We start from the raw sequence: 11,795 nt of genomic DNA, 5'->3' as shown, positions 1-11,795 counted from the left end.
GTAGTGATCTTACATCGTAGGGGGGAATGAAAAATGAGTACATTTCGAAAACCATGGCTGCTGCTCGTGGTTATGGCACTTGTTGTGATTACGGCCTGCAGCGGAAATAATGCGGGCAATGGGAATGCAAAAGGGGGAGATACCGCTACGAATGAAACGAGCGCAGCACCAACCGAAGCCGCGACAGGGTTTGACCTTGGTAAATATGATCCGCCTATTGCGATTAGCACTGTATTGATGCCGAAGAAATATCTCAAGGATGAAACGAAGGAGAACAATGTCCACGACCGCTGGATGCTGGAGCAATTTGGATTAAAATATAAAGATAACTGGTACCCGGCAGGCAGCGATCAATATAAACAAAAGCTGCAGCTTGCTATCGCGTCCGGCGAGAAGCTGCCTGATTTTGTACCTGTACCAACCGACGCTGTACTGACTAACCAACTGATCGATTCCGGTCAATTCATTGCGATCGATGAGCTGTTCGACAAGTATGCCAACCAAATTTGGAAAGATCATACGGTACAGAATCCAGAATTGTGGTATCCGTTCACGCGGGACGGCAAGAAATACAATCTCCCGATCCTTGAATACACGGACAATGACAATACATTGCTATGGTTCCGAGAAGATTGGATGGAGAAGCTGAACCTGAAAGCGCCAACGACGATTGCGGAACTAGAGGTCGTTTTGGACAAATTCAAAAATGAAAATCCCGACGGATTGGCAGCGAAGGATGTATATCCGCTTGCGATTTCTTTGAAAAACAATACGAACACTTGGATGGGCTCACTGGATTGGCTGTTCGGAGCATATGGCACGGTAGAGGAGCAATGGAACAAGGATGCGAGTGGCAATCTTGAATATGGTTCCATTAATCCAGGCGCTAAAAATGCACTTGCGAAGCTTCAAGATTGGATGAACAAAGGTTATATTCATCCTGACGCGGCTTTGTGGGATGAAGGGAAATCTGCTGAAATCTGGACAAAAGGAAAAGCAGGCATCTTGCCTGGGGCGAACTGGGTTCCGGACTGGCCGGCTCCAGATTTGTTGAAAAACGTACCAGGATCAAAATATAAAGCATATCCTGTTCCTGCTGGACCAGATGGCTTGATGGGCACCAAATGGCAAAATTCCGGTGTAAACAGCAGTATTATGATCAATAAGGATGCTAAGCATCCTGAAGCGATTTTCCTTTATTACAACTTCCTGCTCGATAACCTAGCGAATCCGGCTGTCGGAAGCAAATTTGAATATGGCTTTGCAAAGGGATATGACTGGGATATCGTGGACGGCGAACCGACAAGCAATAAAGACAAAATCAAAGACTTCTTTAATGAATTCCCTTACATTACTGGTCCTGCCCGTATTCCAAACCTTTACATGCAAACGCTGGTTAAGCTGGCCGAAGGCAATAAACCGGAAACGCCTTACGAGAAGCAGCTTGCTGAATTCCGGAAGCCAGAAAACTGGTATGCTGCGAAGGTTGTTATGGCCCAAAAGGATATCCGCAAACAAAATTACTTTACAGGTGCGGCAACGCCGACGATGATTTCGAAATGGAACCTTCTGCGCCAGTCTGAGATGGAGACCTTTAACAAGATCATTTATGGCAAATTGCCAATCGATGCTTACGATGAGTTCGTTGCCAGCTGGAAGTCCAACGGCGGCGACCAAATCACGAAGGAAGTAAATGAATGGTTCAAGTCGGTAACGCAATAATAAATGTGAACTGCTCATAACAAGGGACACGCCAAATCTGGCGTGTCTTTTTGCAGGCTTGCCATGGTGGATCAAGGTTTTTGAAACCAGGTATTACAGTAAAGTGAGATCTTTAAAGAAAGCTAGAACGGCTTCGTCTTTATGATGGGCAGTAACGGCCAAACCCAGCTGAATCGTAGCGTTCAGCTTCAAAACCTGTGCAGCAAAGACCTTCCATTCTTCCTCTCCCGTACGGCAAAAGGCTTCAAAGCTGTCGCCTGATCGCTTCAGCCTAATCGATGTTTCGGGAAAAAGCACGGGAAACTCCGGTGTTTCAGAAGTGTAATCGGAAGGATAGATCGCTGCGCTTTCACCACCTGATTTTTCACGGAACTGAAGCTCATATCCGCCGTTGTTCTTATTTCGGGCGCTGTTATCTGGAAATACCATATGGTAAATATGCGGGCTGTCGGCCTCTAAAGTCTCACGAGCCATGATCCCAGCCTTTGTATATAAGTCCGCACTGCTCAGAGACTCCAAGCGGACCGAAAAATCAAAATCTCCTGTATGTGCAGCATAAGCGAAGTGGAATTGATCGGATGCACCCCAAATATCGGTGCCTCCTGCAGTCACTAGATATCCATCTGGATACTTTTCCGTTGACCCCTGTTTAACCGGATTGCCTATATCCGTTCCTATTAAAGTAAGATGACTCATTATGTTATCCCCCTCAAGTATGCATCAATGAATAGAGTATAATCGATAAATGAAAGAAGGAAAAGTAGTGATCTGAAGGTGAGTTAGTAACCAAAAGGTTATTAGTCAAGCTGTACAGCATTTTTCGATGAGTGGTAGAATCAAAGAGCTTAAAGTGATTATTACTTATAGAGTAAATGGAAGCAGCTCCAAGTAATGAATATGCTCAAGGTATATTGGGAAAACAAGATCGTATAAGAGAGCTAGATAATCTTCAAGCTGGAGGTTAATATTTCCATGGGAAAAACTGAAGAATTGTATCAGCTTATAGGTAATAAGCTAGTAGGAATAATTCCTGATGAATGGGATAAAATCTATCTCTACGCTGAAATATTACGAGATTCAAGAATAGTCTACTTTGACTATAAATCCACCACAAAAAACAGTTTAATATATTGTCATAATATTCCTGATATCTATGGAGTAGATAGTCGCATTTATGACCAGTTGTGTATAGAGTTAGAAGAATATTTTGTTAATCTTAACGCGGAATCCAGTAGAAATTCTCCTCAACCATGGACAAGTCTGACTATGTTTCTGGATCAATCAGGTAAGTTTAATATTGATTATAATTATGATGAAGTTTTTCTAACCCCGTCTCAACAACGTACAATCTGGAAGTACGAAGTTTTAGGAATATATCCTACGGATGAATTTCAACGAGAAACTGTTGATGAGTATTTAAAACAAAAGACTGATTAATTTCTCAGAGGTGTCCCGAAAGCCATCAAATGGCTGCTTGGGGCACCTCTCGTTTTTTGTATAAGATTTCATTCAGCTTATCGGATTTTACATAGATGAAAAAAATTTATACATAATCGTTTTTAAAAATAGGTAAAATATAAATAACCAAACATCAAATTTTTCGACTTTCAAGCCCTCATTACAAATGCTCCCAAATCAGACGTGGTTAAAGGCAGTAAATCGCAGTAAGGTGCACATCTAAATCCATGTATGGTATTATATTATTAACGATAAAACAAGCAAAAAGCAAAGCTGCCATAATGAAGGAGTTTTTATTTTGAATGATGCTATGATCATGTTAAAGAAAACGAGCCGTACTTTTTATATTCCCATCAATCGTTTAAAAGAAGGATTAAAGGAAGCAGTTGCAGCTGCCTATTTGTGTATGCGTGCGATTGATGAAATTGAGGATCATGAGACGCTTGAGGACGTTGTGAAAGTGGAGCTTTTGAATGGCATTCATGATGCATTCGAGTCAAAGGATGTCGTTAACGAATCTCAAAAGCTGTTGTTCCCCTATCGTGACATACTGCCCGATGTGACGATGCGAATTCATGAATGGGCGCTGCTATGTCCTCCCACAGTAAATGAAGTCGTATACCGCAACACTTCAAAGATGGCCAAGCAGATGGCAGATTGGGTTCATGTAAGCTGGAACATTCGGACGGAAGAGGATTTGGACGGTTATACGTATAGTGTTGCAGGCATGGTTGGGGAAATGTTATCTGAGATCTGGTTCTGGTTTGACGGTACAAAATCAGATCAAGAGAAAGCGGTTGCTTTCGGCAGAGGCTTGCAGGCTGTCAATATTTTACGCAATCGTAAGGAAGATCTGGAACGTGGCGTAGACTTTTTTCCTGATGGCTGGGGCACGAAGGAAATGATCAAGTACACGCGGCGCAATCTAAAGCTTGCTGATTCTTATATTGTAGACTTGAAGGGCGGACCGGCGCTCGACTTCTGCAAAATCCCGCTTACGCTTGCGCATGCGACCGTTAACCTGATTGCTGCAGGCGGCAACAAGCTTACAAGGGATGCCGTTATGAAGCTTGTAGGCAGCATTAATTAAGCAACAGATCAAATAGTTAAAAGCCAAGCCCATGATCGAAAGCAGGGGCTTGGCTTTTATTTGTGTCCATTATGACATCGTTATTGATTTCTGATTACTCTCTTTTTATTAAAATTTGTACCTTGAGTCGTCTTATAAAGAACATACCCACCCGAAACGATTGAGATCAGGAAGCACGCGAGGACGAGAAGCGAAATGGCTGACCAATCGACGATGCTTCGACCAAGATACGTTTGCCAGCCAATTGCAATTAAACCGAGCAGGAAGGTGATCCCCGTAATATGGATCCATATGCTGCGAGCTCTAGCGGTAAATGAAGTTCGTTCAGTAAGCCAAGCGACAAAGGGTACGGCTTGCAGCGCGTGGAACCCAAGGCCATGCAGCACAATAATATTTCCCTCGGCACCAACAACGCGGCCCTGATTGATGGAGATCCAGATGCCTGCAGCAAACGAGAAAAGGATGGCGATCATAGCATAGCGTATGCCGGCGACCAGCCCCGGTCTGAGCAAATATGCTTTTCTGCGGAAAAAATGAATGGCTAAGAACAAGTAGTATAGAATGATCAAGAGCGCTACGAATGTGAAAATGGAACCGACCGCGACGTCAAATGCCGCACCGCCATTCACAAACCTTGGGTTTACACCGCGAAAATTTTGCACCGTTTCCGCAAAATAGGAATATAGCGCAAGCAGGATAAACGACCATCGGAAGAAAGCTCTGCTTCTTGATCCCATCCCGGAATACGGAACGATCGCCGCCGTCGACAGCAGAAATATGCCAAGCGCTGCATTAAAGGAAAAAGCATGGGATACATTTCCATTAGGTGAAACAGGCCCTCCATACAGCATTACCCATACGGCACAAATCCCGGCAAGCAGGAAGCCGAGCAACCCGGTAAGCACTAACCATTTTTCCCCTTCAAAAAAACGAACGGATGGATCTACCTTTTCAACTGTCCTCCTCATTCTCTCCACAACCATTGTAGCTTCTCCTTATCTGTCCCGTAAGACTTTGATATATTTATTGTACGGCGATACAGAAATGGAAAAAACATCCTTAAGTCTGTGTCTTCGTTTAGACATTAGTCGCGATAGCTGTCAGTCCTTCGACCGACTGGCAGCTACAGCAGAAGGCAGCAGTGAGTAAACGTTTTGCAGCAATAGCAAGCTGCGGCTTAGCTTGAACTTTGAGCCCGAGAATGTACAGCGGTCATAATTGAAGAAATTTATCATGAACAACATCGTAAGAAAGTCCACTTCGGTCGCAAGGAAACACAACCTTCTCATTCGCGTGATTAGATATACTTGGTTATATCAACAATAAAAGGGGGATTCGAAAAGTAGGCAAGGCTTAGCTCAGTCTAGTCCCGCACGGGTAATGCCAAATTATTGAAAGGAATGATGATGAAGAATGAGAGTATCCAGACTGATCTGCCTAATTCAAATCTTTTGTCTCGCCGCATTAGCTTGGAGCTTGCCGGTATCCGTCAGCGCAGGGGGAAACGAAGATGCAGCCGCAACCTCAACAATTGTGCAAGTATCCAATACGGATGAACTTGAAAGCGCTATCAATGAAGCTGCCCCTGGTACGACGATTTTACTTGCCGACGGAACCTACAACCGAAGCGGATCGTTTCATATCGAGGACAAGCACGGAGAAGAGAGCAGCCCGATTACCATCATGGCGGCTAATCAAGGTCAAGCGACAATCACTGGACGGGCAGGCTTTTCAGTGATCAACTCCTCGCATGTCGTATTGCGAGGGTTGAAGTTCACTGGCGAGTCAACTGCCGTCAGCATGAACAACTCTCATCATATTAGGCTGACCCGCAATACATTTGCGCTTGCGCCGACGAGCAATCCAAGCGGCTTGAAATGGGTGCAATTCACAGGAGAAGCAAGCCATCATAACCGGATTGACCGCAATGAATTCGGACCTCGCACTGATCTTGGGCAAATGATCGCTTTCCAAGGCAAGGTCATGTCGCAATATGACGTCATTGAATACAATTACTTCCATGACGCCGACCATCAGTCAGTGAACGGCGGCGAGACGATTCGAGTCGGCCTGTCCGGCTCGTCGATGTCGAACGGCTTCGCTACGATTCAGTACAATTTGTTCGTCAATCTGAATAGCGATCCAGAGGTCATTTCGGTCAAGAGCGGGAACAACACCGTTCGTTTCAATACCTTCATCGACAACAGAGGCCAAGTAACCGCGCGGCACGGGCATACCAACAGCTATTATGGCAATTACTTCTTCCGTACCGGAGATAAGCCTAACGTCGGCGGCTTCCGCATCTACGGCAATGATCACAAAATTTACAATAACTACTTCTATAACATCAATAATGCCATCCATATCGATGGCGCTAATTATGATGCAGGACCGGACGGAAGCCAGTACGACTCCTCGGTGCTGACCAGGCACTGGCGCGTGTATCGGGCACAAGTTTTCCATAATACGATCGTAAACGGAACGCTCGGAATCGTCGTCGGCAAGAGCTACGTTTACGGTCCGGTGGACAGTGTTGTAGCCAATAATATTGTCGTCGGCACAGGAGGATCATTGTACAGTGATGTGAAGTCGACAAATACCTTATACGAGGGCAATATCGGCTTTGGCGATGTGCTGAGCGACGTTCCGAGAAGCACGGCCGAGATTCAGGAAGTCGATCCTCTTCTTGTCAGTCAGAATGGACTGTATAGACTGACTTCAGAGAGTCCGGCTATCGACGCCGCAACGGGCAGCTATTCGCTGGAAGTCGACATGGATGGACAACCTCGAGCAGCCAGTGATATCGGAGCGGATGAATATGCTTTGGGACCTGTTCGCACACAGCCGGTCACAACCGCAGAAGTAGGTCCGAATGCATGGACACATTTGACAGCACAGGCCGAAGGAACACAAACTGCAGGTGGTTGGTATACGTCCAACGTTGCCGTCAAACTTGAAGCCGTTAACGCAGAAATAGGCGCAGGCCGACTTGAATTCCGCGTGAATGATTCGAATACCTGGCTAGAATCACGCTCGGGTAATCCTATTATACTGACCGAGGATGGGCAAAATAAGCTTAACTACCGTTATGTTAATGAAGGAATCGCTGAGCCTGAGAAGGAGCTCATCATTGCTATCGATCGCGATGCGCCTACCTTTCAGTTGCTCGGAAATGGCTCCTCTATCGGAGCGGCATCGTCCTTCGCCGATACAGAGAATCTTGCTCTTGAGCTAAAAGCGGAAGATGCCGGATCAGGAATCTCAGCTCAGAGCTTTAGCTGGGATGACGATGCATACGTGACTTCGGCGCTTATCCCGTTAGCCGGGCGTTTGGGCGAGCATGTTATTAAGGTGTCTGTTATGGATGCGGCTGGGCATGCTGCCGAAGCTGAATATCATATAAGCGTGACTCCTACATTCGAGACGCTGCAAGACTTGCTTGAGCAGCATATTAGCGCAGGAGCAGTCAGCGGACCGTCGGTTAATCAGTTGTCCAACAGTCTGAGGCAAGCCTTGCATCACTATGAGCTCTCAAATGCGAGTGGATCCAATAAACAAGCTGTGAAATTTCTGGACAAATTTGCCGAAAATGCGAAGAACGCTCAAGCAGCCCAAGTTTCACCTGAAGCCAAAGAGTCGCTAGTCGGTTATGCGACGGCATTGACTGCGTTCCTTCAAAAGTAAAACAAAAAAAGCGCCTCTGCCTGCTTCCCCGTGTGCATTGACGATTAGGCGCGGAGAATGTCCTTGCAGCTATGAAGCGGTTCGAAAAATGCAACTGTGTTTTTAATAAGCAAGTTTAATCGAATAGACAAAGGAAGCATGATGAGCCTAGCGGTTCAACATGCTTTTTTGTTTGCCGCTTGACAACAGAAACTGTATAAACTAATATTACAGTATTGAAAAAAGTTACAGTTAAAGCGAGCAGATAAATGAGAAACGGGAGAGATGAAATAAATGAACTCAAATTATAAGCCATTGTTTGAAACTTTTGCTTTGAAATCCGGTGTTGAATTAAAAAATCGCGTCGTGATGGCGCCAATGACGAATTTTTCCTCGAATGAAGACGGAACGGTATCCAATTCTGAGCTTCAATACTATGGCCGCAGATCAGGCGGCGTGGGACTAGTCGTTACGGCCTGCATTTATGTTTCACCAAACGGCAAAGGATTTCCAGGGGAATTTGCGGGCGATAGCGACGAAATGATTGACAGCTTAAGAAGCTTGGCTTCTACGATCAAAGAAAAAGGCGCAAAGGCTGTATTGCAAATTTTTCATGGAGGCAGAGAATGCCCGCCTAGTTTAGTGAATGGCGATGTAGTAAGCGCAAGTGCTGTAGCGTCCGAGCAAAATGCAAATGGAGTTCCTAGAGCATTGCAGAATGAAGAAATCGAGGACATTATCCGCGACTTCGGAGAAACGACAAGAAGAGCAATAGAAGCAGGCTTTGATGGCGTTGAAATTCATGGCGCCAACGGTTATCTCGTGCAGCAATTCTTCTCTGCTCATTCGAATACGCGTGAAGATAAATGGGGCGGCAGTGTTGAAAATAGACTGCGCTTCCCGCTAGCGGTGGTAGATGAAGTAAAGCGTGTCGCAGCTAAGCATGCGAAGGGACCGTTTCTTGTCGGCTACCGGTTCTCTCCTGAGGAAGCGACGACACCTGGCATAACGATGGAGGATACCTTCAGACTTATAGATAAGCTTGCTGAGAAGGAGCTGGACTATCTTCATGTTTCGCTGCAGGATTTCTGGTCGCTGCCAAGGCGCGGCGCGGATGAGACGAAAGCTCGCATAGAGTGGATACAAGAGCGTGTAGGACATTTGGTGCCAATTATCGGTGTCGGCTCCATTCATACGCCGGATGATGCGGTGAAGGCTCTTGACATAGGCATTCCGCTCGTTGCGATTGGCCGCGAGCTCATCATAGAGCCGGATTGGGTCGAGAAGGTGGCCGAGGGTAGGGAATCGGAAATAAAAACAACGCTTAGCAGAGCTGATCAAGATCGTTTGGTCGTGCCGACGCCACTCTGGCAGGCTATTGTCCATACACCAGGTTGGTTCCCGCTAGGCGATTAATATAGAAGCAAACAGGCCAGAGATTACTCTGGCCTGTTTTTTTTGCTTGCTTGAAAACTAAAAATGATTTGCTAGTTGTTTTAGTACTAAAGTTATTGTATCATCATACAATAGGTTGGCAACCTAACTAAATTAAAAAAAGTAGTTTTGCTGCCAATAGGCCATAATAATAAAAATATTTAATATTTAGGAGTGCAGGGCAAATGGAGCAATTGACTCAAAAGAAAAAAGTTACAATCATGATTGCTCTGATGGCAGCGATGTTCTTCGCCGCTATCAATCAGACGATCGTGAGCACAGCAATGCCGCGGATTATTGCAATTTTAGGGGGCATAGAGTATTACACATGGGTCATCACGATCTATATGCTCACCTCAACAATTGCCACTGTATTGGTAGGGAAGCTGTCTGATATTTATGGACGTAAACCATTCCTGCTCGTCGGGATTGTACTTTTTATTATCGGTGCCTTTATGTGCGGGACATCAACGACCATTTTTCAGCTCATTACGTATCGGGGTATTCAAGGCATAGGAGGCGGTATTCTCATGTCCGCCACCGTCACAGCGGTAGGGGATTTGTTCGCACCGCGTGAGAGAGCTAAATGGACCGGCATAATGATGGCTATTTTTGGCTTCTCTAGTGTTATTGGTCCGACACTTGGCGGATTTATGGTCGATCACATCGCGTGGAAATGGATTTTCTGGATATTCCTTCCTCTTGGTCTAGTCGCTTTCGGGATGATTTGGTCGATGTTCCCGAAAACAGTTCGCAAAACAACGGAATCGATCGATTATCTGGGATCCTTATTTCTATCGCTGACCATTATTTCACTTCTGCTCGGCTTCTCATGGGCAGGAACGAAGTATGACTGGGATTCATTCGAAATTATCGGTTTGCTTGGTGCAGCGGTCGTTTTCTTAATTCTTTTGCTGCTTGTTGAACGCAAAGCAAAAAGTCCCGTGCTGCCGTTATCGATGTTTAAGAACGGCATTGTTACCATTTCGAATTCCATTGGCTTCCTCATGAATGCCGGAATGATGGGCGCAATGATGTATTTGCCGTTTTTCGTACAGGGCGTGCTTGGCATATCGCCAACCACATCAGGCTTCGTTAACATGCCAATGTCGATTGCGATGATCATCCTCAGTACGTTATCGGGTCGCTGGATTTCAAAATCAGGCAAATACAAACGTTTTGCGCTTGCGGGTATGCCATTTATGGTAGTAGGCATGCTTATGATGGCCTTTATGACTAATGTTGGCTTTGCGGTTGCAGCGATGATTGTATTTGGTATCGGCCTTGGTATTTCGATGCCTGTATTTACGTTAACGGTTCAAAACGCTGTAGCTCCTTCTGAGCTGGGTGTAGCTACCGCTACGGCTACCTTATTCCGTAACCTTGGCGGGACGATCGGAATTGCAGTAATGGGTACGGTTATGAACTCGACGTTGACAAGCAAGCTTTCGGATGCGGTAAAAGCAGGAGAAGGCCCGGATCTCTCGAAGGTAGATCCTGCTACAGCTGAGAAGCTGACGAGCTTCCTCAATCCGCAAATGCTGCTTGATCAGCCTAAGCTGAAGGAATTGCATGCAACGCTTCCTGAACAGATTCAGCCTTTATTTACTCATATTATCGAAATGGTGCGTTCGGTACTAAGCGACTCGCTTACGGTCGTATTCCTATTCGGCATGGCATTGCTGATCATTGCATTCGTTCTTGTGTTTTTCTTGAAAGAAATTCCGCTTCGTACCTCCAATGACATGAAAGCTAAAGCGAGTGTAGAACAGAGGGATAAATTAACAAAAGAGCCAGCTCTTAATTAAATAGTAAGAGAGGCTCGCAGAGGCGGGATTTCGTTGTTTGCAGCAATGCTTTCAACGAAATCCCATTTCTATATTTAAAACTCATCATTCGTTTTTACAGTCTCGAGATATTCAAAAACCTGATTAAGCAGGCTGACAAGCTGATCGCTTTGCTCCTTGCCTAAATGATCGACCATCCCTGTGAAAATAGTATTAAATCGTTCAGACGCCTTCTGGGCGAGCTGCTCGCCTTTGTTGGTTAACGTAATTTCCGTTATTCTCCGATCAGTCTTATCGGCGGAGCGCAGGACATAGCCAGCGCTAATTAAGCTATTGAGCATTTGTGTTACAGTAGGCGATGTGACTTGAAGCATTTTGCTTATTTCTGATACATTAGTGTTTGCTTTACCTTTGTCGTTGCATTGCTTTACACATATTAGCATTCGGATTTCACTGGCCTTAAGTCCTCCCCACGTTTTTTTACGCCAGTCTGCTCGTCCAAATCGTTGGAAAACATTCATTAAATCCGAAATGTTTTCATATTTATCCGTGCTCATTGATTCACCTCAGTGAATTTATTTAATCATTTAATTAGGTTACCAACGCAATTATAGTTAGATTGAGGTTAATAAGTCAATGAT

Annotated in this window: 9 protein-coding genes; 6 read left to right on the top strand and 3 right to left on the bottom strand. The window is 45.2% G+C overall.

The window, feature by feature from the left end; all coding sequences use genetic code 11:
• Positions 1–33 precede the first annotated feature (33 nt).
• Positions 34–1,722: a type 2 periplasmic-binding domain-containing protein gene (locus AC1TPC_RS18830; RefSeq protein WP_482068331.1), complete on the top strand. Its 1,689-nt coding sequence runs from the start codon at positions 34–36 to the stop codon at positions 1,720–1,722.
• A gap of 93 nt (positions 1,723–1,815) precedes the next feature.
• On the opposite strand, the gene AC1TPC_RS18825 is transcribed toward AC1TPC_RS18830, so the two are convergent.
• Positions 1,816–2,418 carry a hypothetical protein gene (locus tag AC1TPC_RS18825; RefSeq protein WP_482068330.1) on the bottom strand — a complete coding sequence of 201 codons (603 nt, stop codon included), beginning with the start codon at positions 2,416–2,418 and terminating at the stop codon, positions 1,816–1,818.
• Positions 2,419–2,694: 276 nt separating this feature from the next.
• On the opposite strand from AC1TPC_RS18825, the gene AC1TPC_RS18820 reads away from it, so the two are divergent.
• The gene (locus AC1TPC_RS18820) at positions 2,695–3,159 is read left to right on the top strand and encodes an immunity protein YezG family protein (RefSeq protein ID WP_482068329.1); all 465 of its coding nucleotides are present in this window, start codon (positions 2,695–2,697) and stop codon (positions 3,157–3,159) included.
• A gap of 331 nt (positions 3,160–3,490) precedes the next feature.
• Positions 3,491–4,270: a squalene/phytoene synthase family protein gene (locus AC1TPC_RS18815; RefSeq protein ID WP_482068374.1), complete on the top strand. Its 780-nt coding sequence runs from the start codon at positions 3,491–3,493 to the stop codon at positions 4,268–4,270.
• An 80-nt stretch (positions 4,271–4,350) separates the two neighbouring features.
• Here the strand turns inward: AC1TPC_RS18815 and AC1TPC_RS18810 are convergent, their stop codons facing one another.
• Positions 4,351–5,253, bottom strand: coding sequence for a hypothetical protein (locus AC1TPC_RS18810; protein ID WP_482068328.1), 903 nt, complete (start codon positions 5,251–5,253; stop codon positions 4,351–4,353).
• A gap of 430 nt (positions 5,254–5,683) precedes the next feature.
• Here AC1TPC_RS18810 and AC1TPC_RS18805 point away from each other — a divergent pair, with 430 nt between their 5' ends.
• The 3 genes from AC1TPC_RS18805 to AC1TPC_RS18795 all read left to right on the top strand — a co-directional run bounded on the left by AC1TPC_RS18805 (position 5,684) and on the right by AC1TPC_RS18795 (position 11,175).
• The gene (locus AC1TPC_RS18805) at positions 5,684–7,954 is read left to right on the top strand and encodes a chondroitinase-B domain-containing protein (protein WP_482068327.1); all 2,271 of its coding nucleotides are present in this window, start codon (positions 5,684–5,686) and stop codon (positions 7,952–7,954) included.
• A 273-nt stretch (positions 7,955–8,227) separates the two neighbouring features.
• Positions 8,228–9,349 (top strand): NADH-dependent flavin oxidoreductase, encoded by a 1,122-nt coding sequence (locus tag AC1TPC_RS18800; RefSeq protein ID WP_482068326.1) that lies wholly within the window; start codon positions 8,228–8,230, stop codon positions 9,347–9,349.
• Positions 9,350–9,552: 203 nt separating this feature from the next.
• Positions 9,553–11,175, top strand: a complete 1,623-nt coding sequence (locus tag AC1TPC_RS18795) for an MDR family MFS transporter (protein ID WP_482068325.1) — start codon at positions 9,553–9,555, stop codon at positions 11,173–11,175.
• A 74-nt stretch (positions 11,176–11,249) separates the two neighbouring features.
• On the opposite strand, the gene AC1TPC_RS18790 is transcribed toward AC1TPC_RS18795, so the two are convergent.
• Positions 11,250–11,711: a MarR family winged helix-turn-helix transcriptional regulator gene (locus tag AC1TPC_RS18790; RefSeq protein ID WP_482068324.1), complete on the bottom strand. Its 462-nt coding sequence runs from the start codon at positions 11,709–11,711 to the stop codon at positions 11,250–11,252.
• Between the last annotated feature and the right edge of the window lie 84 nt (positions 11,712–11,795).

It is taken from the genome of Paenibacillus sp. Y280, assembly GCF_056786335.1.
This window is presented reverse-complemented; position numbering and strand designations above follow the sequence as displayed.

Bases quoted from the DNA above. Each gene is read 5' to 3' on its own strand.
- AC1TPC_RS18805 (WP_482068327.1), top strand. From the start codon at position 5,684: ATGAGAGTATCCAGACTGATCTGCCTAATTCAAATCTTTTGTCTCGCC.
- AC1TPC_RS18825 (WP_482068330.1), bottom strand. From the start codon at position 2,418: ATGAGTCATCTTACTTTAATAGGAACGGATATAGGCAATCCGGTTAAA.
- AC1TPC_RS18800 (WP_482068326.1), top strand. From the start codon at position 8,228: ATGAACTCAAATTATAAGCCATTGTTTGAAACTTTTGCTTTGAAATCC.
- AC1TPC_RS18830 (WP_482068331.1), top strand. From the start codon at position 34: ATGAGTACATTTCGAAAACCATGGCTGCTGCTCGTGGTTATGGCACTT.
- AC1TPC_RS18790 (WP_482068324.1), bottom strand. From the start codon at position 11,711: ATGAGCACGGATAAATATGAAAACATTTCGGATTTAATGAATGTTTTC.
- AC1TPC_RS18820 (WP_482068329.1), top strand. From the start codon at position 2,695: ATGGGAAAAACTGAAGAATTGTATCAGCTTATAGGTAATAAGCTAGTA.
- AC1TPC_RS18815 (WP_482068374.1), top strand. From the start codon at position 3,491: ATGATCATGTTAAAGAAAACGAGCCGTACTTTTTATATTCCCATCAAT.
- AC1TPC_RS18795 (WP_482068325.1), top strand. From the start codon at position 9,553: ATGGAGCAATTGACTCAAAAGAAAAAAGTTACAATCATGATTGCTCTG.
- AC1TPC_RS18810 (WP_482068328.1), bottom strand. From the start codon at position 5,253: ATGGTTGTGGAGAGAATGAGGAGGACAGTTGAAAAGGTAGATCCATCC.